Below are 23,477 nucleotides of genomic sequence, written 5' to 3' on the forward strand. Positions count from 1 at the left end.
TTGGGTTCCGACCCCGAAACCACTGGCCCGTCGGCCCGCGGTCCGGGGAGGATGGTGACCATGACCATCCACGCCGACCCGCTCAGCGCCGCGGGACTGCCCGATCTGCGCCCGGTCCTCGCCGAGCTGACCGGCCGGGGACTGCCCCTGCTCCTCGCCACCGTCTCCGGCGCGCACCTGTACGGATTCCCGTCCCGTGACTCGGACGTCGATCTGCGCGGAGTCCACCTCCTGCCGCTGGCCGATCTCATCGGCCTGCGGGAGGGCGAGGAGACCCAGACCCGGATGTGGGACCGGGAGGGCCTGGAGCTGGATCTGGTCACGCACGACCTGCTGAAGTTCTGCCGGCTGATGCTGCGCCGCAACGGCTATGTGCTGGAGCAGCTGCTCTCCCCACTGGTCGTGCACACCAGTGACGTGCACGGCGAGCTGGCCGCCCTGGCGCCCGGTGTGATCACCCGCGGCCACGCCCATCACTACCGCGGGTTCGCGGCGACGCAGTGGCGGCTGTACGAGAAGAACGGCGAGCTCAAGCCGCTGCTCTACACCTTCCGCGCGCTGCTCACCGGTATCCACCTGATGCGCGGCGGCGGTGTCGAGGCCCATCTGCCGACGCTGCTGGGCCAGGTCACCGCCCCCGCCTACCTCGGCGAGCTCATCGAGGCCAAGGCGGTGGCCGAACACGGGCCGGCGACGGGCATGGGCATCGCCCACGTCGCCCGGGACGTCGAGACGCTGCACGCCGCGCTGGACGAGGCGCAGGCCGCCTCCCGGCTGCCGGACGAGAGCACCGCGCACGACGCCCTGCACGACCTCGTGGTCCGGACGCGGGTGGCGGCATGAGCGGCGACGAGCGGCGCCCGGCGACCGGCGCGCTGATCGGGCTGGCGCTCGGTGACGCGCTCGGGTTCCCGACCGAGTTCAACGATGTGCCCTCGATCCTGAAGAAGATGGGCCCGTGGCGGGAGATGGGGCTGCTCTGGCCCGCGATCGTCACCGACGACACCCAGATGACGCTCGCGCTCGGGCGCGGTCTGCGCACCGCGATGGAGCGCGGGCCGCTGGCACCGCTGCGGCTGGCACGGCCGGTGCGCGAGGAGTACGTCGAGTGGTGGCGGTCCCCGGAGAACAACCGGGCGCCCGGCAGGACCTGCATGGTGGCCTGCGAGCGGCTCAGCCACGAGGGACGGGTCTGGCAGGACGCGAGCCAGACCGGCTCCAAGGGGTGCGGCGCCAATATGCGGGTGGCGCCGATCGGGCTGGTGCCGGGGCTCGACGAGGAGACCCGCGCGGGCGCCGCGCAGCTCCAGTCGGCGCTGACCCACGGGCATCCCACCGCGCTCGCGGCGAGCGACCTCACCGCGCACGCGGTGCTGCTGCTCGCGCAGGGCGCCCGGCCGGACGACCTGGTCGGCCTGCTGCGCGGCTACGCGACCGCCAACCGCTCCGTCTACCACCACCGTTGGCTGGACGACCTGTGGACGTACGCGCAGGACCCGCTGCCGACGAGCTTCATCGAACGCGGCTGGGACGACTGCCTGGCGGCGCTGGACCGGCTGGAGGCGGCGCTGCGCGACCCGGACCCGGAGGCGGACCCCTGTCTGGCCACCGGGGCCGGCTGGATCGCCGAGGAGGCGCTCGCCACCGGGCTGCTGTGCTTCCTGCTCTTCCCCGACGAGCCGGTCACCGCGCTGCGGCGGGCGGCCTGCACCTCGGGGGACTCGGACTCGATCGCCTGCCTCGCCGGCGCCTTCGCGGGCGCCCACCTCGGCGCGGCCGCCTGGCCCGCCGACTGGGCCGGGCGGATCGAGTACCGCGAGGAGCTACTGGAGTTCGGTGCCCTGTGGGACGGCGTCTGAGGCGGCAGCCGGGAACGGGTCCGGGGCGCCGGCCGAGGCGCGGCGCACCCGGACCAGGAAGTCCTCGACGCGGGCCCGGTCGGGTTCGGTCGGCAGCGGCGAGCGGCTCGCCGCCGCGTCCGACGCCTCGTGCAGCTCCGCCATCCAGACCCGCACCTCGTCCCAGGAGACCTCGCCGCGCTTGACGGCCAGCAGCCGGTCCCGGTGCTCGCCGACGTCGATCCGCAGCTCACCGCTGCGCAGCACGTCACGGCAGCTGATCAGCAGCCGCAGCAGATGCATGGCGTGCTTCCAGCGCGGTGCCCCGTGGTTGCGGATGTCGCGCTCGATCTTGTGCAGCTGCTGGGCCGCGTAGCCGCGGAAGGTGGCGTCGACCTGCCGGGACAGGAAGGCGTCGCGCAGCGCGAGCAGCTCGCGGCCGGTGTCGTCCAGTCGCTCCACGAGGGGTGAGTGCAGACATTCGAGGAGGTTGGGGTTGGCGCGCAGCGCCAGCTCGCAGAAGCGCTCCACCTCCCACGAGAACTGCTCCTCCGCCGGGCCGTCCACGTGCGTCGGGGGCTTGGTGAAACCCCAGAAGAGCGGGGTGGGGGCCACGTAGACGCCCCGGCGGTCGGTGTCGCTGTCCTCGGTGGCCAGCCCGAAGGCGCGCGAGCCCATGACACAGGAGTAGACGGTGTGACGGCGTACGAGTTCGTGTCCGGGCATACGGCGATTATGACCAGGGGGCGAGCCGCAGCGGGTGGCCCACCGGGTCCCGTTCGACCTCCAGCATCCCGGTCACCGCCGTGCGGTTGATCCGGCCGTACACGTGGGGGAAGAGGGTGCCCTCGGCGACGCCGGGCGGCGGGGCCGGGTCCGCGGCCTCCCAGCGCACCGGGTGGTCGAGCGCCTCCTCGTCGATGAGCAGCACCATCAGCGGCCCGGCCGTGTCCCGGTAGAAGGCGTCGGCGACGGCCAGGGTGACGGCCTCGTCGGGGGAGCAGTGCACGAAGCCGTCCTCGGCGAGGGAGGCGGGCGCGTACGGGCGGTCGGGCTCGTGGAGCCAGGTGTCCAGCGGGACGAGGTGAAGGATCATGTCCATCGTTGTACCGGACGCCGGTGACCTCCAAGTGGCGGATGTGTCCGCTCCGGGAGAGATTGACCACGTTCGTCGCCGGGAGATTCGCGGGAAGCGACCCCGGCCGGTCTTTCGGAAAGGCGTGCCATGGCGGGACGCACCCCGTGCCGTGCGGCGGCCGCCCGTCTCGCTGGGCGGTCGCCGCGACCGTGTGCCTGATCACTTGGTTACGCTTGCCGGGTTCGGATCCGAGGGCATGAGGGAGCAGTGACGTGGCGGTACGAGCGGTCCGCGGAGCCGTCCAGCTGGAGCGGGACGAGGCGGAACACATGCACGGACAGGTGTCCGAGCTGCTCACCGCCCTCCTGGAGCGCAACCGGCTCGCGGTGGACGACCTGATCAGCGTGATCTTCACCGCCACCCCTGATCTGCACAGCGACTTCCCGGCGGTGGCCGCGCGCCGGCTCGGCATCGTGGACGTACCGCTGGTCTGCGCCCAGGAACTGGACATCGAGGGCGCCATGCCGCGCGTGGTCCGCATCCTCGCGCACGTCGAGAGCGAGCTGCCCAGGAGCGAGATCGGGCATGTCTACCTCGGCGCCGCCGCCGCGCTCCGCAAGGACATCGCTCAGTGAGGACCGCCCTGGTCATCGGAACCGGCCTGATGGGCACCTCCGCCGCGCTCGCCCTCGTCTCGCGCGGCGTCGAGGTGTACCTGGAGGACCACGACCCGTCCGTCGCGCGCACCGCCGCCGCCCTCGGCGCGGGCAGCGCGCTGCCCCCCGAGGGTCAGGTCGACCTCGTCGTCGTCGCCGTACCGCCGGCCCACGTGGCGGCCACCCTCGCCGACGCGCAGCGCCGCGGCCTGGCCCGCGGCTACCTCGACGTGGCCAGCGTCAAGGCGGGTCCGCGCCGCGATCTGCAGGCGCTGGGCTGCGACCTGTCCCGCTACATCGGTACGCACCCGATGGCGGGCCGCGAGCGCTCCGGCCCGCTGGCCGGCACCGCCGACCTCTTCGAGGGCCGCCCGTGGGTGCTGACCCCCACCCGGGAGACCGGGACCGAGGTGCTCAACCTCGCCCTGGAACTGGTCGCCCTGTGCCGCGCCGTACCGGTGGTGATGGACGCCGACGAGCACGACCGGGCCGTCGCGCTCGTCTCGCACACCCCGCAGCTGGTCTCCAGCATGGTCGCGGCCCGGCTGCAGCACGCCGAGGACACCGCGGTGCGGCTGTGCGGGCAGGGCATCCGCGACGTCACCCGTATCGCCGGATCGGAACCCGGCATGTGGATGGACATCCTGGCCGCCAACCCCGGCCCGGTGGCCGATGTGCTCGCCGAGGTCGCCACCGACCTGACCGGCGCCGTCGAGGCGCTGCGCGGGCTGCAGTCCGCCGACGAGGACAAGCGCCGCACCGGCGCCGCCGGGATCGAGGACATCCTGCTGCGCGGCAACGCCGGCCGGGACCGGGTCCCCGGCAAGCACGGCACGGCCCCCAAGGCCTACGAGGTCGTCGCGGTGCTCATCGGCGACCAGCCGGGCGAGCTGGCGCGGATCTTCGCCGACGCGGGCGCGGCCGGTGTGAACATCGAGGACGTCCGCATCGAGCACTCGACGGGCCAGCAGGCCGGCCGGGTGCAGCTCATGGTGGAGCCGGCGGCGGCGCCGGGCCTGACGAGCGCGCTGCGCGACCGGGGCTGGTCCATCCGGTCCTGAGCGTCCCGCGGCGGACCTGGGGCGCGGGGTCCCGCGACGGCTCCCGATGGCCCCGCGGCCGCCCCGGCGGCCCGATGTGACGGGTTCCGGCGGCCGGGGACAACGGCTGTGGTACGTGTGCTGGCACCCGGCCGGTAACCTTATGGGATGGCCTCCGGCGTCAGCCGGGCCCACCTCACCCCGTAACCGTGCCCAAGGAAGGCCCTCGCGCTGTGGAATCTCCGGTGATCGTCGCCATCGACGGCCCCTCGGGCACGGGTAAGTCCAGCACGTCCAAGGCCGTCGCGGCCAAGCTCGGCCTCAGCTACCTCGACACCGGCGCCCAGTACCGGGCGATCACCTGGTGGATGCTGAGCAACGGCGTGGACGTGAGTGACACCGAGGCCGTGGCCAACGCCTCCGCCAAGCCCGTCATCGTCTCCGGCACCGAGCCCGTCGGCCCGACCATCACCGTGGACGGCGAGGACGCCTCCGGGCCGATCCGCACCCAGGAGGTCACCGCCGCGGTCAGCGCCGTCAGCGCGGTGCCCGAGGTGCGCACCCGGCTGGTCGGCCTGCAGCGCGCGGCCGCCGCCGCCGCGCCGGACGGCATCGTCGTGGAGGGCCGGGACATCGGCACCACGGTGCTGCCCGACGCCACTCTCAAGATCTTCCTGACCGCCTCCGCCGAGGCCCGCGCGTCCCGGCGCAGCGGTGAGCTCAAGGGCGCGCAGAGCGTGCAGGCCACCCAGGACGCCCTGGTCAAGCGGGACGCGGCCGATTCCGGCCGGAAGACCTCGCCGCTGGCCAAGGCGGACGACGCCATAGAGGTCGACACCACGGACCTCTCCCTCGACCAGGTCATCGAGTGCATCGTCACCCTGATCGAGGAGAAGCGAGCGGCTCGGTGACGTCCCAGACCCTGACGGCGCCCGGCCCGCGCGGAGCGGCGGTCGGCCGCCGCATCGGCATTGGCCTGATGAACGGCCTGTGGCGGCCCCGCGTCCTCGGCGCCTGGCGGGTGCCGGCCCACGGGCCGGTCATTCTGGCGGGCAACCACGCGCACAACGTGGACGGGCCGATGATCATCGGCACCTCCCCGCGACCCGTGCACTTCCTGGTCAAGAAGGAAGCGTTCGTCGGCCCGCTGGACCCGTTCCTGCGCGGTATCGGGCAGCTCGCCGTCGACCGCTACAGCGCCGACCGCACCGCCATCACGGCCGCGCTCGGCGTGCTGGCGCGCGGCGGAGTGCTCGGGATCTTCCCGGAGGGCACCCGCGGGGTCGGTGACTTCTCGGAACTCCGCTCCGGCCTGGCGTACTTCGCGGTGCGCTCCGGCGCGCCCGTCGTACCCGTCGCCGTCCTGGGCAGCGCCCGCCAGGGACGGGTGATATCGGGGCTGCCACCACTGCGCAGCCGTATCGACATCGTTTTCGGCGACCCGTTCGAGGCGGGCGACCCCAGCGGCCGACGTACCCGTTCGGCGATGGACAACGCCACGTTGCGCATCCAGGAGCGCCTCACCGCGCACCTGGCCCACGCCAAGCAAGCCACCGGCCGCTGAACCACATCAGGTACCGCAGCCACCACTGTTGATCGACGGAGAAGCTTTCATGGACAACCAGAACGAACACGGCGACGTCGGCGCGCTCGGCGACGACGAGTACGCGGAGTTCATGGAACTCGCGGCCGAGGAAGGCTTCGACCTCGAAGAGGTCGCAGGCGACCTGGCGGCGGCGGGCCACGGCCCGCTCCCGGTCCTCGCCGTCGTCGGCCGCCCGAACGTCGGCAAGTCGACGCTGGTCAACCGCATCATCGGCCGCCGTGAGGCGGTCGTCGAGGACAAGCCGGGCGTCACCCGCGACCGGGTCAACTACGAGGCGAACTGGAACGGCCGCCGCTTCACCATCGTCGACACCGGCGGCTGGGAGCAGGACGTCCTCGGCATCGACGCCTCCGTCGCCGCCCAGGCCGAATTCGCGATCCAGGCGGCCGACGCGGTCGTCTTCGTCGTGGACTCCACGGTCGGCGCCACCGACACCGACGAGGCCGTCGTCCGGCTGCTGCGCAAGTCCGGCAAGCCCGTCGTGCTCGCCGCCAACAAGGTGGACGGCCAGTCCGGCGAGGCGGACGCCGCCGCACTGTGGAACCTGGGCCTGGGCGAGCCGCACGCCGTCTCGTCGCTGCACGGCCGTGGCACCGGCGACCTGCTCGACGCGATCATGGAGGCGCTGCCCGAGGCGCCCGCGATGACCTTCGGTGCTGGGATCGGCGGCCCGCGCCGCATCGCCCTGATCGGCCGCCCGAACGTCGGCAAGTCGAGCCTGCTCAACCGCGTCGCCGGTGAGCACCGCGTGGTCGTCGACAAGGTCGCCGGCACCACCCGCGACCCGGTCGACGAGCTGATCGAGCTCGGCGGCATCACCTGGAAGTTCATCGACACCGCCGGTATCCGCCGCCGCGTGCACCTGCAGGAAGGCGCGGACTACTACGCGTCGCTGCGGACCGCTGCCGCGCTGACCAAGGCGGAGGTCGCGGTGGTCCTGATCGACACGACCGAGTCGATCAGCGTCCAGGACACCCGCATCATCACCATGGCCGTCGAGGCCGGGCGCGCCGTCGTCATCGCCTACAACAAGTGGGACCAGATCGACGAGGAGCGCCGCTATTACCTGGAGCGCGAGATCGAGCAGGATCTCGTCCAGGTCCAGTGGGCGCCGCGGGTGAACGTCTCGGCGCTCACCGGCCGTCACATGGAGAAGCTCGTCCCGGCGATCGAGGCCGCCATCGCGGGCTGGGAGACGCGTATCCCGACCGGCCGCCTCAATGCCTTCCTCGGCGAGCTGGTCGCCGGCCACCCGCACCCGATCCGCGGTGGCAAGCAGCCCCGCATCCTGTTCGGCACGCAGGCCGGCACCCGGCCGCCGCGGTTCGTGCTCTTCGCCTCGGGCTTCCTCGAGGCGGGCTACCGTCGTTTCGTCGAGCGCCGGCTGCGTGAGGAGTTCGGCTTCGTCGGCACGCCGATCCAGGTCTCGGTGCGGGTCCGCGAGAAGCGCGGCCGCAACAAGTAGTCGTGGCCGGTGGGGCGCGGGCCCGTGCGGCCCGCTCCCCACGACCGGCCGTGTGTGACCCGTCCGGAGCTCGTCTAGAGCCCGTACATCCGGTTGTCGGTGCGGCCCGGCGGCAGCGCCGCGGCCGGGCGGTTGCCGCGGTGCCGGCCCGGCGCGGCGTCGTACGGCTGCTCGTGCCACGCCGAGAACGCGTTGAACTGCATGGCCTCCTCGCCGGAGCGGTCACCCGGCAGGGCTCGGAACAGCCTGCGGTACTCCGAGTAGAGAGCGTCGTAGATCGGCGTGCCCGAGCCGACCCCGGAGGGATCCTGCGCGCTGCGCATCGACGGAATCTGGCTCTGGTAGGGGACTCGGGAGAAGGCGTCAAAGGTGTGCACGAATGTGCCAACGACTGCTTACCGTCCAAGATGCGGGCAGCACGGGGTAAATGCGGATCTTCGGTCGCACGAGAGGGGGCGCGTACGGGTTTCCGTACGCGCCCCTTCGTTCAGCGGTGCGCTGCGCCGTTCGGTGGTGCGAGGCGGGGCCCCGGGCCGCACGGGCCGCTCAGGTGCCCGAGAGCGGCATCGTCGCACCGACCAGCAGCCCGCGGGCGGCCGCGCGCTCCAGCGCGTCACGCATCAGGTCCTCGCGCGGCTGACGGCCGATCGAGTCGGCCGGGGCGGCGTAGACGTACACCTCGTTGGTGCGGTTCACCGCGCTGCGCCAGCCATCGCTCACCTGCAGCGGCTGGTGGGCCTGCCACCAGGAGACGGCGGGGCCGCCGGCACTCGGCTGCAGGACCGCGTGCAACTGGCCCATGGCCAGCAGCACCGACCAGCCGCTCAGGGCGGGCGGCGGTACCGCCAGGTCGAGCTGGGGCATGAAGCCCTGCTCGATCATGAGGGGGAGGAAGTCGTCCCCGTCGGCGGTGGAGCCCGGGCGGCTGATGGCGCCGGTCGGTTCGACCACCAGGGCCGGCCGGAGCGTTCCCTCGACCAGGACGAGCCCGCAGGTGATGCCCAGCACCGCCTGGCGCGGCGCGGCCGCGGCCCCGGCCTCCCGGGCGCCGTCCACCAGGGCGGACGCCGTGCCGCCGGCCGCGTCGTCCGCGGTGATGCTGCGCACCGCGCCCTGGAGCTGCTCCTCCGAGACCGGCACCACCTGCGAGGGGATGCAGGTCGCGTGGGCGAAGGCGAGCACCGCGGTCTCGTCGCTGACGAACAGGACGGTGCTGGTGCGCTCCTGGCCGGTGTCGCCGGGGGTGCGGCAGGAGGTGCAGTCGTACGTCCCCGGGGCGTTCTCCCCGGCGAGCAGACGCGTGGCCTCCTCCTCGCCGATCTCGGCGCGTACCTCGGCGCTGACGTCGAGCATGGGCGGCACGGAGGCCTCCTTGACTGTGCGGCTGCGGTTTGCTGCGCAGGGCGTTCCCCCGCGCACAGTGACAACGGACGACCTGTGGTGAGGGTCACGCTTTGCGGCACATCCGTTCCCGCCGCCGGGTGCGCAGGGTGACCGGCGACCCGGAGGATCTCACTCCCTGTCGAGATTCCGTCCGGAGGGAAGTTCCTGCCGCGGTGAAGTGGGTCACAGCCGGTGCGGCACCCATCACGATTTAGGGTGACAAGGACGCGTCAATTGGACGGCGAAAATACGTCCTTACTTCGGGTAACCGTCAAGTGGCCTGCAACGAACCGGATTTGGTTGATTCGGTGCACCTGGGGTGTCTAGGTTCTCGGCTCGTGTGCAAAGAGCACCGCCCGGGTTCGGACGGGCACCGGCGTCAGACGCGCCGGTGCGCGTTCTCGAGGCACGTAGGGGGAACCCCGGGTCCGTGGAGAGGGAATCCATGGTCTTGGCCAAGTACCGAGTCATCGCTGTGCTCACCGGCATGGCGGCACTGAGCCCGCTGGCCGTCCTGGCCGCCGGAGGACAGGCCGCGGCGGCCGACAGCGGAGTGTGGGACCGCATCGCCAAGTGCGAGAGCGGCGGCAACTGGCACATCAACAACGGCAACGGCTACTACGGCGGACTGCAGTTCGCCGCCGGCACCTGGCGGTCGAACGGCGGCACGCAGTACGCCCCGACCGCCGACAAGGCCTCCCGCGAGCAGCAGATCGCGATAGCGACCAAGGTGCAGCGGTCGAGCGGCTGGGGAGCGTGGCCGGTCTGCGCCCGCCGCGCCGGAGCGTACGGCGACGCGCCGTCCGCCGGCACTCCCAAGGCGACACCCCCGAAGACGAAGACGGTACGGCCGAAGGCGCAGCCGCCGCAGGCCGCCGAACACCCGAGCCGCAGCCAGGAGCGCGCGGCGATCGCGGTCACGTCCCGGGCGGCCGGAGCCCCGCTGGCGGTCCGCGCGCCGGCCTGGTGGCCCGCCTGGTGACGGCTTCCTCGGCGTGGCATTCGGCCTGACATCGGTTCAGGACGGCTGCTCCGACCGGGTGGGACGCCCGGCGCGCCGCGCGCGCCGGGCGCCGGGAGCGGACAGGGCGTGCTTAGCGTGACCCGCTATGAACGACCTGTCCTCATTTCATCGCATGAACGTACTGGTCGGGCGCCGGGCCATGGTCCTCGCGGCAACCGCCGCCACCGTCCTGGCCGCCCTGCTCCCGCTCTCGGCCGCACCCGCCCGCGCCGACACCCCACCCGCGCACGGGGACACGCCCACCACCACCGGGACCGCCGCCCACGCGGGCACCCCGGCGGTCCCCCGCCCCACGGTGTGGGAGGGCCTCGCGATGTGCGAGAGCAGCGGCGACTGGCACATCAACTCCGGCAACGGCTACTACGGCGGACTGCAGTTCTGGCAGCCGACCTGGGAGGAGTTCGGCGGTCTGAAGTACGCGCCGCGGGCCGATCTGGCCACCCCGGCGCAGCAGATCGCCGTCGCGCAGGAGGTACAGCGCGTCCAGGGCTGGGACGCCTGGCCCGTCTGCGCCAAGGAACAGAACCTCACGGGCCGCGTGCACACCGTCGTGGCGGGCGACACCCTGCAGTCGATCGCCACGAAGTTCGCGGTGCGCGGCGGCTGGCAGGAGCTGTACCGGGTCAACCAGAAGGTGATCGGCGCCGACCCGGACCGGCTCGACGTCGGCACGACGCTGCTCATTCCGGACGCTCCGCGGGCTCGCCTGTGAACACCACCTCCCCGCGCCGCAGTTCATGGACCACGGTGGTCGCCGGGCGCAGCGCGGCGGGCAGCCGCTGCTCCGCCACGACGACGGTGCGCCCACCGCCCGCCGTGAGGCCCCCCAGCGCCCCGTAGGCGTGCGCCGCGGCCCGGGGTGACAGTCCGAGGCCCGGCTCGTCCAGCGGCGCGCGCCGGGCCCGCGTCAGCAGTGCCCGCGACACCGCCAGCATCCGCTGCTCGCCGCCGGAGAGCGTCCCCGCCCGGCGGCCGAGCAGCGGGCGCAGCGCGGGAAACACCGCGAACACCTCGGACGTGGCCAGCGCCTCGAGCGCGTCGAGTGCGGGCTCCTGGCCGTGGTCCTGCCCTTGGTCCGTGAACAGCGCCAGGTTCTCGGCCACGGTCAGCGAGCCGAAGACCGGCCGCCGGTCCGGTACGAACGCCAGCCCGAGCCGGGCCCGCCGGTGCGCGGGCAGCCGGGTCACGTCGGCGCCCCGCCACAGCACCCGGCCCGCGCTCAGCGGCACCGAGCCGGCGAGGGCGTGCAGCGCGGTGGTACGGCCCGCTCCGTTGCGCCCGAGCAGCACGGTGACGCTGCCGCGCGGCACCACCAGATCGACCCCGTGCAGCGCCTCCAGCGGGCCGTAGCGCACCCTCGCCCCGTACAGCGCGATCTCCACGCTCATCGGGAGCCCCTTGGCTCCGGCACCGTCTCCGACGGTGGTGGGGTGGTGAGCACGGTGCCGGGCGGGCCCGTCGCGGTGATCCGGCCGTCGGTCATGACGTACACGATGTCGGCGAGCGCCCCGACGAGTTCGAGGTCGTGCTCCACGAGCAGCAGCGCCATGCCGTCGGCGGCCAGTGCGCGCAGCACGTCGCGCAGCGCTCCGATCTCGGCGCTGTCGAGCCCGGCGGCGGGCTCGTCGAGCAGCAGCACCCGGGGCGCGCCCGCCAGCGCCCGTCCCAGCTCCACCCGGCGCAGCGTGCCGGTCGGCAGGCCCGCGGCGGGAACGTCGCGTACGGGGCCCAGCGCGAGCAGCCGCAGGATCCGTTCGACCGCCTCCGGGTCGCGTACCGCGCCCTGTTCCGCGCCGATCCTGATGTTCTCGCCGACCGTCAGCCCGGGGAAGACCGCCAGTTGCTGGAACGTGCGTGCCAGCCCGAGCCGGGCCCGGCGGTGCGGCGGCAGCCGGGTGATGTCCCGGCCGTCCAGCAGCACCCGGCCGCGTCGCGGCCGGGCCGTTCCGCACAGACAGTCGAACAGCGTGCTCTTGCCGGCCCCGTTGGGCCCGGTCAGCGCCGTCACCCTGCCCGGTGACACGGTGAGGTCCACGCCGTCGACAGCCGTGATGCCGTCGTAGCCGAGCGATATCCGTCGCGCGGTCAGCCGTGCTTCGCCGGCTGCCACGGCCCCACGCGCCTTCGGGCGGCGCACCAGGACCGGGCGGCGGTCGCGAGCCGGCAGGACAGCCGCCGCGAAGGCCGGGTACCGGAGCCGCAGGGCGGCGGGAAGGCCGCCGGGGGTGCGGCCGAGCAGCACGGCGAGGACGCCGACGACCGCGGCGGCGACGCCCTCCTTCGTCCCGGCGTCGAGACCGACGAGGAGGGCCGCCGCGGCCATCGCGCCGAGCGGGCTGTCCGCGCCGAGGACGACCACGGCGGCGAACCACAACAGCCCGCGCAGCGGGTCGAAGGACGCGACGTCGAAGCTCCGGACGCCCATCCCGAGCAGTCCGCCGCCCAGCGCCGCGAACCCCGCACCCGCCACGAACGTGAACAGCTTCAGAGCGGGCACGGGCACCCCGGCCGCCGCGGCGCCCGCCTCGTGGTCGCGGATCGCGGCCAGGGCGCGTCCCGTCCTGCCCCGGCGCAGCAGGTGCACAGAGACCAGCGAGGCGGCCAGCAGCACGAGTTCGAGGACGTAGTACGCCCGGTCGGCGGTGAACCCGGCGGGGCGCCGCAGATCCAGTCCCGAGGTGGCGTACGGCTGCGCGAAGACGAACCGGCTCACCGCGACCCCCACCGCGAACGTCGCGAGCGCGAGCGCCAGACCGCGCCGCCGGACGGCCGGCGCACCGGTGAGCAGCCCGAGGGGAGCGACGAGGAGCACCGCGAGGGCGAGCGCGGGCAGTTCGGGGAGCGCGGGCACCGCGGGAAAGCGGCCGGCCGCGAGCAGCGCGGTGAACAGGGCGCCGAGCCCGGCGTAGGCGGCCTGCCCGAGGGAGATCTGGCCGCCGAGGCCGGTGACGACGACCAGCGAGAGCAGGATCAGCCCCATCGCGGGTACCTGCACGGACGTGGTCAGATCGGTGCCCGCCAGGCCGAGCGGCAGCAGGAAGAGGAGGCCGCAGACCGCCCAGGCCCAGGGCGGAGCCCGGAACCGGGCGGTGACCGGCGGCGCGGGCGCGGCATCCGGCGACGCGTCACCGATCGCGGGCATCAGCAGCGCCGCTATCAGCAGGGCGACGACGAACAGGTTGGCGCCCACGGCCTGCAGCAGTGGCTCCTGCCAACTGCCGCCCGGATGCAGCCGGGTGAGCTGGCTCTGCCCCACGCCGACCGCCACCGCGACCCCGACCGCCACCGGCAGACTGCGCATCCCGGCGGCGACCGCGACCGCCATCGTCTCCATGACCAGCAGCGACAGCCCGTACGGATCGAGCCGCAGATACGGCGCGAGCAGCACCCCGCCCAGACCCGCGGCGAAGGCACCGAACGCCCAGCCGGCCGCCGCGACCCGGTCCGCGTCGATCCCGCCCAGCACGGCGAGCCGCCGGTCGTCGACGACCGCCCGCAGCCGCGTCCCGAACCGCGTCCAGCGGGTGACGGCGCCGACCGCGCCCGCCAGTGCGACCACCGCGGCGAGCTGCGCCCAGGGATCGTCCGGCACGATGACGGGCGCGTCGCCGCGCGCGTCGCCTCCCCACGCCAGATACGCGGCGCCGACCAGCAGGACGAACACCCCCAGCGTGGCGACGAGCGTCTCCGCCGGGCCCGCCTCGCGGGCCGCCAGCGGCCGGAACACGACGCGGTCCAGCGCGAGTCCGATGCCCGGCGCGACCACCAGCAGGCTGACGGCCGCCGCGGGTGCCGGCGGCCAGCCGTGGACCACCACCAGCTCCCGCAGGACGTACGCCGTCACCATCGCGATCGCGCCGTGCGCGAGGTTGAACACCCCCGTCGCGCGATAGGTGACCACCAGCCCGATGCCGGTGAGCGCGGCGGCGCTGCCGACCGAGAGCCCGGCGAGGGTCAGGTCGTACGTCAGCGACGCCACGTCAGCGGCCCGGCTCGCACACCGGGCACGGCGTCAGGGCCCGCGACCGGATGTCATCGGGCCCGGCCGGCGCCGCCTCCGGTTTGCCCTGCACCAGCGGGCAGTCGGGGCGGTGCAGCAGCGTGCCGCCCGGGACCGCGACGGGCGGGGCGGTGGAGACGGCGACGGGTCCGGTTCCCTCGGCGGCTTCCGCTTTCTCGTAGGGTTCCGCCACCAGGACATCGGCGGTGGGCGCCTGTTGGCCGGCGGATCCCGGGTCCGGCGGCCGGGCGATCAGGACGGCGCCCGCGACGATGAGAGCCCCTCCGGGGATCGACGAGGAGGCGAGATACGGAATCTGACGCTCCGCGTAGCGCTCGCCTGCGATCCCGTACCAGCCGAGTCCGCACAGTACGGCGCCCGCCGCGAGAAGCAGCCAGCCGGCCCGGTGGACGTATGCGCCCCACGGGACGAATGCGGGTGTGGCGTCATCTCGCTTCACACGGCGTATGGGCATGTTCACCGATTAGCGCCAATATGCCGGTGGGGGCAATACCCCGAACCGCACGGCCCGAGCCGGGGGATGGTGGGACACATGGTCCGTTCCGCACGCGCGACGCTGGTCGCGATGGCGTTGACCACGGCGATGCTGGTCGCGCTGACCGGTTGCGGGGGCGGAGGGGACGGCGGGGACACGCCGTCGAAATCACCGGCGACCGCGACCGGTTCCGCGACCGGCACGCCCTCCGGCACTCCTTCCGACACGCCCTCCGGCGGTTCCTCGGCCACCGCCACCTCGCCCCCGGCCGACAGCGGAGCGGCCGAGCAGCAGATCCGGCAGAACTGGGAGAAGTTCTTCGCCCCGGGCACGAGCGCCGGCGACAAGGCGAAGCTGCTGGAGAACGGCGACCACCTCGGGCCGCTGCTCGCCGCGTTCTCGGGCGACCCCCGGGTCGGCCAGGTCCGCGCGAAGGTCAACCAGGTCCGTCTCACCTCGGCCACGGCCGCCGAAGTGACGTACACGCTCTCGCTGCAGGGCGCCGACGTACTGCCGAACACCCTGGGCACGTCCGTGCTGCAGAACCAGGTGTGGAAGGTGTCGGTCAAGAGCCTCTGCGCCCTGATCGCCCTGGACGCCGGTGGCACCGCCGTGCCGGGCTGCTGACCGTCCGGTGTCCGTCTCGTTCCGCGGGGCGAAGGACCCGGGCCGGCGGCTGCCGGCCTCGTCCCGAACCGCCGTGGCGGTGCTGGCCTTCACCACGGTCCTGGTCGCGGCGGGCTGTGGCAGCCGGCTGCCGGAGCGCGACTTCGCCGACCCGCCGTCCGCGACGACGTCCGCGCCGGCGCCGGTCCGCGTCGGGATCGTCACCAGCGCCACGAGCCCGGTCGGCGGGGGAGCGTTCAGCGGACCGCGGGACGGCGCGCTCGCGTACATCGACGCGCTGAACGCCCAGGGCGGCGTCAACGGGCACCGGGTGGAGGCGGTCACCTGCGACGACGGCGGCAGTGGGGTGGGCAACAACGAATGCGTACGCCGACTTGTCGACCAGGACAAGGTGTTCGCCCTGGTGGCGACCAGTGCCCTCGACTACGCCGGAGCCTCGTACGTGAGCGGCAAGGGCGTCCCCGACATCGGCGGCATCCCCATCGGCACGGCGTACGACACCTATCCGCACCTGTACGGGATCTACGGGAGCGACGCCCCCCGCGGGGGCACCCCCGGCTGGGGCGGCACGCTGTACGCGGGCACCGAGGTCTACCGCTGGTTCAAGGACCGGCAGCAGGCCAGGACGGCCGCGGTCGTCCACTACAACCAGTCCGCCTCGGCGCGGTACGCGCAACAGCTCCTCCAGGGGCTGCGGGCGGAGGGATACAAGACGATCAGTGAACAAGTCGACTTCGCCCTGCCCAACTTCCGCGCCGTCGCCGCCGATCTGCGGGCCCGTGGTGTCGACATCCTCTTCGACGCCATGGACACCCACGGCAACGGCCAGCTGTGCCGGGCGATGCAGGCGGCCGGTGTGACGGTCTCCGCCAAGGTCACCAACGTCCAGAACTGGGCGACGACCGTGCCCGCCGACTACCAGGGCGCGGCCGGCTGCCGGAACGCGCTGTGGGCGACCTCGGGCAGCCGCAACTACGACGAGACCGGGCAACCGGCCGTCGACGCGTTCCGTAACGGCATGGCGGCCTGGCAGCGCGCGCACGGCAAGGACGCCGGGCAGTTCTCGCAGTGGCAGCTGGAGGGCTGGGCCGCCGCGATGTGGTTCACCGACGCCCTCACCGGCTGCACCGCCGGCGGGGCGGCCCCCGACCGCGGCTGCGTCGAGCGGTTCATGGGCCGCGCGCAGCCCTACGACGCCCGGGGGCTGCTGGCACCGGTCACCTTCGCCGCGCTGCCGGATCCGCCCGCCACCCGCCGCACCTGTCTGTCCGTCGCCCGCTGGTCGGACGCGGCCCAGGACGGCCACGGCGGATGGGTCACCCAGGGCGGGGACCCGGCCGGCAACTGCCTCACCGTGCCCCAGCTGCCGTACAGCCCCTGAGGCTGTGTCGGGCCACCGTCGCCCTGGACGCGGCAAGTGACGCCTGGACGCGCCAGGGACCCCTGGACACAGCAGGGGACAAAGGCCAGATCTTGCTATCGTCCGTCTGACGTCCGTCTGTCGTCCGCGGACGGCAACGGGCGGGGAATCCGCCGGGCAACCGGGAGACACGGAAACGCATGCGCATCTCATTCCTGATCCACAACGCGTACGGAATCGGTGGCACCATCCGTACGACGTGCAACCTCGCCGGCAAGCTGTCCGAGCGGCACGATGTGGAAATCGTCTCCGTCTTCCGGCACCTGGACGAGCCGCAGTTCGTCTACGACCCCCGCGTCCGGCTGCGGCACCTGGTCGATCTGCGCCAGGACAGCCAGGACTCCGACCTCGACGACCCGCGGCGCGCCGTCCCCGCCACGGTCTTCCCGGCGTCCGACCGCCGCCATGACCACTACAGCGCCCTCACCGACGAGCGCATCGCCCGCCACCTGGCGCAGCTCGACGCGGACGTCGTCGTCGGCACCCGCCCCGGGCTCAACGTCCACATCGCGCGGCAGGCCCCGCGCACCATGGTGCGCGTCGCCCAGGAGCACCTCACCCTCGACACCCACTCCACCAAGCTCGTGCTCCTGCTGCGCCGGCTGTACCCACGGCTGGACGCGGTGGTCACCACCACGGCGGCCGACGCCGCCGCCTACCGCCGCCGGATTCCGGGAGTCCGGGTCACCCCGGTGCCGAACAGCGTCCCGGCCTCCGACGACGACCCTTCGCCGTGCACCGAACCGGTCGTGGTCGCCGCCGGCCGGCTGGCACCCGCGAAGTGCTACGACGACCTGATCCGGGCCTTCGCCAAGGTCGCCGCCGAACGGCCGGACTGGACCCTGCGGTTGTACGGCGCGGGCGCCGAGCGGAAGAAGCTGGCCGCCCTCGTCGTCGAGCTGCACGCGCAGGACGCCGTCCGCCTGATGGGCCCCGCCTCGCCGTTGGAGCCGGAGCTGGCGAAGGCGTCGATCCTGGCCGTCTCCTCCAGCATGGAGTCGTTCGGCATGACGATCGTCGAGGGCATGCGCGCCGGCCTTCCCGTCGTCAGCACCGACTGTCCGCTCGGCCCGCGGGAGATCATCTCCGACGGCGTGGACGGCCTGCTCGTACCGCCGCGCGACATCGACGCGATGGCCGCCGCGCTGCTGCGGCTGATCAACGACGACGAGCTGCGCGTCACGATGGGCCGCGCGGCGTCGGTCAAGGGCGAGCAGTACGACCCGGACCGGATCGCCCGGCTGCACGAGACCCTCTTCCAGCGGCTGCTCGACGCCCGCGCCCGGCGCGGTGGCCGCGGGCGCGCCGCCGTGATGTCGGCCGGCGGACAGGTGCTGGGCGCTGCGTACGCCCTCGGCGACGTGGCAATGGCGGCGGGGCGCAAGGCCCGGCGGACGCTGGGCAAGTGACGCCTGGTAATTGATGCCTGCTCAGTGACGTTTGGTCAGCGACGTTTGTCCAGCGACACTTCGTCGGCGTCCAGCGCCGACAGCGCCCCGGCCGGCACCTCCGGGTGGTGCAGATCGAAGGCGGGGGATTCGGAGCGAATCCTCGGCAGCGTCGTGAAATTGTGCCTGGGCGGTGGGCAGGAGGTGGCCCACTCCAGGGAGCGGCCGTATCCCCAGGGATCGTCGACCGTCACCTTCTCGCCGTATTTCGCCGTTTTCCAGACGTTGTAGAGGAACGGCAGCGTCGACATTCCGAGCAGGAACGCACCGATCGACGAGATCGTGTTGAGCGTGGTGAATCCGTCGGCCGCCAGATAGTCGGCGTACCGGCGCGGCATTCCCTCGACGCCCAGCCAGTGCTGCACCAGGAACGTGATGTGGAAGCCGAAGAACAGCGTCCAGAAATGGATCTTCCCCAGCCGCTCGTCCAGCATCTTTCCGGTGAACTTCGGCCACCAGAAGTAGAAACCGGCGAACATCGCGAACACCACGGTCCCGAACACCACGTAGTGGAAGTGCGCCACGACGAAGTAGGTATCGCTGACATGGAAGTCCAGCGGCGGGGAGGCGAGAATGACTCCGGTCAGCCCGCCGAAGAGGAAGCTCACCAAGAATCCGATCGACCACAGCATCGGCGTCTCGAACGACAGTGAACCGTTGATCATCGTGCCGACCCAGTTGAAGAACTTCACACCGGTCGGCACCGCGATCAGGAACGACATGAAGGAGAAGAACGGCAGCAGAACGGCGCCGGTCACGAACATATGGTGGGCCCACACCACCATCGAAAGACCGGTAATGGCCATGGTCGCGCCGACCAGCGTCAGATATCCGAAGATCGGCTTGCGCGAGAACACCGGGAGGATCTCGGAGATGATCCCGAAGAACGGCAGCGCGATGATGTAGACCTCCGGATGGCCGAAGAACCAGAACAGGTGCTGCCACAGCAGCGCCCCGCCGTTCTGCGGCGCGAACACCATCGAGCCGAACCGCCGGTCCGACTCCAGCACCAGCAGCGCCGCGGCCAGCACCGGGAACGCCATCAGGACCAGGATCGACGTGAACAGCACGTTCCAGGTGAAGATCGGCATCCGGAACATCGTCATGCCGGGCGCGCGCATTCCGATGATCGTGGTCAGGAAGTTCACCGCGCCGAGGATCGTGCCGAAACCGGACAGTGCCAGTCCCATGATCCACATATCGGCGCCGATTCCGGGGGAGCGGGTCATGCTGTTCAGCGGCGCGTAAGCGAACCAGCCGAAGCTCGCGGGCCCGTCCGGGACGAGGAAACTGCCCAGGACGATCAGCCCGCCGAAGAGATACAGCCAGTACGAGAACATGTTCAGCCGCGGAAACGCGACATCGGGCGCGCCGATCTGCAACGGCATGATCTCGTTCGCGAAACCGGCGAAGGCCGGAGTCGCGAAGAGCAGCAGCATGATCGTGCCGTGCATCGTGAACAGCTGGTTGAACTGCTCGTTCGACAGGAACTGCAGTCCGGGACGGGCCAGCTCGGCGCGCATCATCAGCGCCATCAGCCCGGCCGCCAGGAAGAACCCGAACGACGTGATCAGATAGAGATGGCCGATCTTCTTGTGATCGGTCGTGGTGAGCCAGTCCACCACCACGCTGCCCGGCTGCGGCGCACGCGCCGGTTCGGCAGCGGCCTCCTCCTTCGCAGGTGCCGTCATTGGCTTCCTTTCGCTGTCCGATCGCCGCCAACCGTTCCACGACGCACGTCAGTTAAACCGCCATGAGCCCATCATGCTCGCCGACCTGACCATCACGCGAGAGTGCGCAAGCCATCTGGCCGAGCCGGTTCACTAGCAGTAGCGTGCGCCGCATCAGCTCTCGGCATCATCAAAAGGAGCAGGCTCATGACGGTCTATCAGCCCCCCGGAAACTCTGGCAGCCCCGCCTCCTTCCCCTCCCGCTACGAGAACTGGATCGGCGGAGAATGGACGGCCCCCGCCGCCGGGGGATATTTCGAGAACCCGACGCCCGTCACCGGCCAGGCGTTCGTCGACATAGCCCGCTCCACCGCGGCGGACGTCGAACTCGCCCTGGACGCGGCGCACTCGGCGGCCCCCGCCTGGGGGCGCACCGCCCCCGCCGAGCGGGCGTCCGTCCTCAACCGGATCGCCGACCGGATGGAGCAGCACCTCACCGAACTGGCCGTCGCCGAGGTCTGGGACAACGGCAAGCCGGTCCGTGAGGCGCTGGCCGCCGACCTGCCGCTGGCCATCGACCACTTCCGGTACTTCGCGGGCGTGCTGCGCGGCCAGGAGGGGTCGATCTCCCAGATCGACGAGGACACCGTCGCCTACCACTTCCAGGAGCCGTTAGGAGTGGTCGCGCAGATCATCCCCTGGAACTTCCCGATCCTGATGGCCGTCTGGAAGCTCGCCCCGGCGCTCGCCGCCGGCAACTGCGTGGTCCTCAAGCCGGCCGAGCAGACCCCGGCCTCGATCATGTACCTGATGGACCTGATCCAGGACCTCATCCCGCCGGGCGTCGTCAACGTCGTCAACGGCTTCGGCACCGAAGCCGGCAAGCCGCTCGCCTCCAGCCCCCGCGTCGCGAAGGTCGCCTTCACCGGCGAGACCACCACCGGCCGGCTGATCATGCAGTACGCGAGCCAGAACATCGTCCCGGTCACCCTCGAACTCGGCGGCAAGAGCCCCAACATCTTCTTCGCCGACGTCGCGGCAGCGCCCGACGAGTTCTACGACAAGGCCCTCGAAGGCTTCGCGATGTTCGCCCTCAACCAGGGCGAGGTCTGCACCTGTCCGTCCCGCGCCCTCATCCAGGCGTCGATCTACGACAGCTTCCTCGGCGACGCCCTGGAGCGCACCCGCTCGATCCAGCAGGGCAACCCCCTCGACACCGGCACGATGATCGGCGCCCAGGCCAGCAACGACCAGCTCGAGAAGATCCTCTCCTACATCGACATCGGCACCGCCGAGGGAGCCAAGCTCCTCACCGGCGGCGAACGCGTCGACCTCGGCGGTGCCCTCTCCGGCGGCTACTACGTGGCCCCGACGATCTTCGAGGGCGACAACAGCATGCGGATCTTCCAGGAGGAGATCTTCGGCCCCGTCGTCTCCGTCGCCCGCTTCGACCAGTTCGACGACGCCGTCTCCATCGCCAACGACTCCCTCTACGGACTCGGCGCCGGCGTCTGGACCCGCGACATGAACACCGCGTTCCGCGCCGGCCGCGCCATCCAGGCCGGCCGCGTCTGGACCAACTGCTACCACGCCTACCCGGCCCACGCGGCCTTCGGCGGCTACAAGAACTCCGGCATCGGCCGAGAGAACCACAAGATGATGCTCGACCACTACCAGCAGACCAAGAACCTGCTGGTCAGCTACAGCCCCAACGCACTGGGCTTCTTCTAGCCGCTCACGACCCCCGGTCCGCAGAATGCGGTCCGGGGGTCTGCGGGGCGCACGGGGGTCGCAGGTCGGGTTCGAGACAGGGACGGTGAAGCATGGATGTGGCAAACCGGGTCGAGGTGACCGGGATGGCGGCGGAACTGTTGCGGCGGCTGGCCGACGAGCACGGTCCGCTGATGTTCCACCAGTCCGGCGGGTGCTGTGACGGCAGTTCGCCGATGTGCTACCCGGCGGGCGAGTTCCTGACCGGGGACTCGGACGTGCACCTGGGGGACCTGGGCGTGGCGGGCATGGAACCGGTGCCGGTGTGGATGGCCCGGGACCAGTTCGCGTACTGGAGCCATACGCATCTGACGATTGACGTGGTGCCCGGGCGGGGGAGTGGTTTTTCCCTGGAGGCACCGACGGGAAATCGCTTTCTTATCCGCTCCCGGCTGTTGACGGACGAAGAGTTGAAGGCATTGCGGACATGATGTGCGCGAGCCATGCGCATGCTGTGTCCACGGTGAATTAACCGCTTTCCGAACATTTCCGCGAGAGATCAAACTCCTCAGCGGATTCTGTGACAGAAGCGTGACGATCAATGCCGGGTACTGCCCGTACGCGCCTTCCCGGATGTACGCCGCGTGCTTACGGTGGGGTATGGCACCGATACCGACACCTGGACCCCGGACCCCGGACGACCCCGCGAAGGCCTACACAGGGCTGCCGAAGGACGAGGCGGAACGGCGCGCGAGAGAGCATGGCTGGACCACGGTCCGTTCCCTTCCGGAGGGGGCGATCATCACCATGGAGTACGTCGCGGGACGGCTGAACTTCAGTGTCGCGGACGGCAGAGTGACGCGCTGCTGGCAGGGCTGACCGACGGGAAACGGCGGGAGGCCGTGGGAACCGCCGGAGCGGTTCGCACGGCCTCCCGTGGTCGTTGGAGTCGTCGGAAGCGGCGCTAGCTGCCTGCGGCGCCGCGCCCGCGCACCTGCTGGTGGGCGAGCGGGATGGGGCGGACGGGCCGTTCCGCGGGCGGCCGGCGGCTGCCGGTCGGGGTGACGGGGGTGCGCTCGTGGCGGGCGGCCGGCGGCCGTCCCGGAGCGTGCGGCATGGTGGCCGCATGGCCACCCGTGGCGGCGCCGACGGGCTCCAGCGCGGGCTGGCCGCCCGTCTGGGAGGCCCGCTGGGTCACCAGGCCGGGGCGCTGCCCGAGCGTGCGGGCCGGGACGGGAGCGAGTCCGGAACCGTGCCGGAGCCGGTGCCAGGCGGCCACCAGGAAGTCCTCGGCCCAGGCCATCGCGGGTTCGAACCAGGGGAGCGCGAGCAGCACCAGCAGGCCGGCGGCCCAGCCGAGCAGCACGTCACTGACCCAGTGGGTGCCGAGGTAGATGGTGGTCATACCGACCCCGAGGGCCAGCAGCGCGGCGATGACCGAAGCCCACCGGCGTACCCGTGGCGTGGTCGCCAGATATGCCAGAACGCCCCAGGTCACGACCGCGTTCGCGGTGTGGCCCGAGGGGAATATATCGCCGCCGGCGAAGAGTTCGGGGGATCCCACGGCGGTGGCGTAGTGCGGGCCGAGCCTTCCGAGCCCGTACTTCACGGCGCCAACGGTGATGTTCAGCAACAGGAGGGAGGCGCCGAGGGCCAGCATCGGGTGCAGGCTCCGCTGCCGCCAGGCCCGCCAGCCCAGCCAGGCCGCGACCATCACGGCCGTCGGGCCGCGCTGTCCCAGGACCACGAAGTAGTCCAGGGCCGCGTGGATCTGGGGCCACTGCTTGTAGGGGCGCCACAGCATCACCTGCCAGTCCAGCGTCACGAGCTTGGAGGAGGTGACGACGCCCACGACGATGGCCACGTAGACCGCAAGCGTCGAGCCGAACAGCCAGAGGCGTGTTCGGCTCATACGCGGTAGGTCGCGTGTGGTCGGGTACTCCGCCGGTCGGTGGAGCTTCTCATCGGTACGCACCGAATCGACGTTACAGCGTGTGACAGCAGTGATCGGCCGAA

The 23,477-nt window shown here is 71.9% G+C and carries 24 protein-coding genes; 15 read left to right on the forward strand and 9 right to left on the reverse strand.

The window, feature by feature from the left end; genetic code table 11:
- Positions 1-60: 60 nt before the first annotated feature.
- Both O3W51_RS09745 and O3W51_RS09750 read left to right on the forward strand, forming a co-directional pair.
- The gene (locus O3W51_RS09745) at positions 61-843 is read left to right on the forward strand and encodes a nucleotidyltransferase domain-containing protein (RefSeq protein ID WP_198358263.1); all 783 of its coding nucleotides are present in this window, start codon (positions 61-63) and stop codon (positions 841-843) included.
- The gene (locus O3W51_RS09750; protein ID WP_269285198.1) at positions 840-1,859 is read left to right on the forward strand and encodes an ADP-ribosylglycohydrolase family protein; all 1,020 of its coding nucleotides are present in this window, start codon (positions 840-842) and stop codon (positions 1,857-1,859) included. Before O3W51_RS09745 ends, O3W51_RS09750 begins: the two co-directional genes overlap by 4 nt.
- On the opposite strand, the gene O3W51_RS09755 is transcribed toward O3W51_RS09750, so the two are convergent.
- Positions 1,824-2,564, reverse strand: a complete 741-nt coding sequence (locus O3W51_RS09755; RefSeq protein ID WP_269285200.1) for a nucleotidyltransferase domain-containing protein — start codon at positions 2,562-2,564, stop codon at positions 1,824-1,826. The two genes, O3W51_RS09750 and O3W51_RS09755, sit on opposite strands and share 36 nt — an antisense overlap.
- Positions 2,565-2,571: 7 nt before the next feature.
- Positions 2,572-2,934 (reverse strand): DUF952 domain-containing protein, encoded by a 363-nt coding sequence (locus O3W51_RS09760; RefSeq protein ID WP_138353352.1) that lies wholly within the window; start codon positions 2,932-2,934, stop codon positions 2,572-2,574.
- Positions 2,935-3,188: 254 nt separating this feature from the next.
- Here O3W51_RS09760 and aroH point away from each other — a divergent pair, with 254 nt between their 5' ends.
- From aroH to der, 5 genes are all read left to right on the forward strand, one after another.
- Positions 3,189-3,551, forward strand: a complete 363-nt coding sequence (gene aroH, locus O3W51_RS09765; RefSeq protein WP_138353351.1) for a chorismate mutase — start codon at positions 3,189-3,191, stop codon at positions 3,549-3,551.
- A complete protein-coding gene (locus O3W51_RS09770; RefSeq protein WP_138353350.1) occupies positions 3,548-4,633 on the forward strand; it encodes a prephenate dehydrogenase in 1,086 nt (361 codons plus the stop codon). The genes aroH and O3W51_RS09770 overlap by 4 nt, the downstream gene beginning before the upstream one ends.
- A 212-nt stretch (positions 4,634-4,845) precedes the next feature.
- Positions 4,846-5,523: a (d)CMP kinase gene (cmk, locus tag O3W51_RS09775; RefSeq protein WP_187144819.1), complete on the forward strand. Its 678-nt coding sequence runs from the start codon at positions 4,846-4,848 to the stop codon at positions 5,521-5,523.
- A 68-nt stretch (positions 5,524-5,591) separates the two neighbouring features.
- A complete protein-coding gene (locus O3W51_RS09780) occupies positions 5,592-6,176 on the forward strand; it encodes a lysophospholipid acyltransferase family protein (protein ID WP_138353379.1) in 585 nt (194 codons plus the stop codon).
- A 49-nt stretch (positions 6,177-6,225) separates the two neighbouring features.
- The gene (gene der / locus O3W51_RS09785; protein WP_138353348.1) at positions 6,226-7,683 is read left to right on the forward strand and encodes a ribosome biogenesis GTPase Der; all 1,458 of its coding nucleotides are present in this window, start codon (positions 6,226-6,228) and stop codon (positions 7,681-7,683) included.
- 74 nt (positions 7,684-7,757) lie between these two features.
- On the opposite strand, the gene O3W51_RS09790 is transcribed toward der, so the two are convergent.
- Both O3W51_RS09790 and O3W51_RS09795 read right to left on the reverse strand, forming a co-directional pair.
- On the reverse strand, positions 7,758-8,006 hold the full coding sequence (locus tag O3W51_RS09790) for a hypothetical protein (protein WP_138353378.1): 249 nt from the start codon (positions 8,004-8,006) through the stop codon (positions 7,758-7,760).
- Between the two features lie 223 nt (positions 8,007-8,229).
- Entirely contained in the window at positions 8,230-9,045 is an 816-nt protein-coding gene (locus tag O3W51_RS09795) for a hypothetical protein (protein ID WP_138353347.1), read from the reverse strand.
- 466 nt (positions 9,046-9,511) lie between these two features.
- Between O3W51_RS09795 and O3W51_RS09800 the strand changes: the two genes are divergently transcribed.
- Positions 9,512-10,048 carry a transglycosylase family protein gene (locus O3W51_RS09800; RefSeq protein WP_138353346.1) on the forward strand — a complete coding sequence of 179 codons (537 nt, stop codon included), beginning with the start codon at positions 9,512-9,514 and terminating at the stop codon, positions 10,046-10,048.
- Positions 10,049-10,202: 154 nt separating this feature from the next.
- Entirely contained in the window at positions 10,203-10,802 is a 600-nt protein-coding gene (locus O3W51_RS09805) for a LysM peptidoglycan-binding domain-containing protein (protein ID WP_232485614.1), read from the forward strand.
- Here the strand turns inward: O3W51_RS09805 and O3W51_RS09810 are convergent.
- Genes O3W51_RS09810 through O3W51_RS09820 form a run of 3 tightly spaced genes read right to left on the reverse strand, consistent with a single transcriptional unit; the run spans position 10,771 to position 14,550 of the window.
- Complete coding sequence (locus O3W51_RS09810; RefSeq protein ID WP_269285208.1) at positions 10,771-11,478, reverse strand: ATP-binding cassette domain-containing protein; 708 nt, start codon at positions 11,476-11,478, stop codon at positions 10,771-10,773. The two genes, O3W51_RS09805 and O3W51_RS09810, sit on opposite strands and share 32 nt — an antisense overlap.
- Positions 11,475-14,069: a branched-chain amino acid ABC transporter permease/ATP-binding protein gene (locus tag O3W51_RS09815; protein WP_138353343.1), complete on the reverse strand. Its 2,595-nt coding sequence runs from the start codon at positions 14,067-14,069 to the stop codon at positions 11,475-11,477. Before O3W51_RS09815 ends, O3W51_RS09810 begins: the two co-directional genes overlap by 4 nt.
- A 1-nt stretch (position 14,070) precedes the next feature.
- On the reverse strand, positions 14,071-14,550 hold the full coding sequence (locus O3W51_RS09820) for a hypothetical protein (RefSeq protein ID WP_138353342.1): 480 nt from the start codon (positions 14,548-14,550) through the stop codon (positions 14,071-14,073).
- Between the two features lie 93 nt (positions 14,551-14,643).
- Between O3W51_RS09820 and O3W51_RS09825 the strand changes: the two genes are divergently transcribed.
- From O3W51_RS09825 to O3W51_RS09835, 3 genes are all read left to right on the forward strand, one after another.
- A complete protein-coding gene (locus tag O3W51_RS09825) occupies positions 14,644-15,213 on the forward strand; it encodes a hypothetical protein (RefSeq protein WP_232485613.1) in 570 nt (189 codons plus the stop codon).
- Positions 15,214-15,262: 49 nt separating this feature from the next.
- Positions 15,263-16,594 carry an ABC transporter substrate-binding protein gene (locus tag O3W51_RS09830; RefSeq protein WP_138353377.1) on the forward strand — a complete coding sequence of 444 codons (1,332 nt, stop codon included), beginning with the start codon at positions 15,263-15,265 and terminating at the stop codon, positions 16,592-16,594.
- Between the two features lie 179 nt (positions 16,595-16,773).
- Positions 16,774-18,042: a glycosyltransferase gene (locus O3W51_RS09835; protein ID WP_138353340.1), complete on the forward strand. Its 1,269-nt coding sequence runs from the start codon at positions 16,774-16,776 to the stop codon at positions 18,040-18,042.
- A 35-nt stretch (positions 18,043-18,077) separates the two neighbouring features.
- Here the strand turns inward: O3W51_RS09835 and ctaD are convergent, their stop codons facing one another.
- Positions 18,078-19,772, reverse strand: a complete 1,695-nt coding sequence (gene ctaD, locus O3W51_RS09840) for an aa3-type cytochrome oxidase subunit I (protein ID WP_164293798.1) — start codon at positions 19,770-19,772, stop codon at positions 18,078-18,080.
- 186 nt (positions 19,773-19,958) lie between these two features.
- Here ctaD and exaC point away from each other — a divergent pair, with 186 nt between their 5' ends.
- From exaC to O3W51_RS09855, 3 genes are all read left to right on the forward strand, one after another.
- Positions 19,959-21,482, forward strand: coding sequence for an acetaldehyde dehydrogenase ExaC (gene exaC, locus O3W51_RS09845; RefSeq protein ID WP_138353338.1), 1,524 nt, complete (start codon positions 19,959-19,961; stop codon positions 21,480-21,482).
- A 92-nt stretch (positions 21,483-21,574) separates the two neighbouring features.
- A complete protein-coding gene (locus O3W51_RS09850; RefSeq protein ID WP_138353337.1) occupies positions 21,575-21,952 on the forward strand; it encodes a DUF779 domain-containing protein in 378 nt (125 codons plus the stop codon).
- Positions 21,953-22,121: 169 nt separating this feature from the next.
- Positions 22,122-22,340: a proteinase inhibitor I78 gene (locus O3W51_RS09855; RefSeq protein ID WP_138353336.1), complete on the forward strand. Its 219-nt coding sequence runs from the start codon at positions 22,122-22,124 to the stop codon at positions 22,338-22,340.
- Positions 22,341-22,425: 85 nt separating this feature from the next.
- On the opposite strand, the gene O3W51_RS09860 is transcribed toward O3W51_RS09855, so the two are convergent.
- A complete protein-coding gene (locus tag O3W51_RS09860) occupies positions 22,426-23,436 on the reverse strand; it encodes a phosphatase PAP2 family protein (RefSeq protein WP_381587906.1) in 1,011 nt (336 codons plus the stop codon).
- Positions 23,437-23,477: the final 41 nt, after the last annotated feature.

This window comes from Streptomyces sp. H39-C1 (assembly GCF_027158125.1).
GTDB lineage: Bacteria > Actinomycetota > Actinomycetes > Streptomycetales > Streptomycetaceae > Actinacidiphila > Actinacidiphila fildesensis.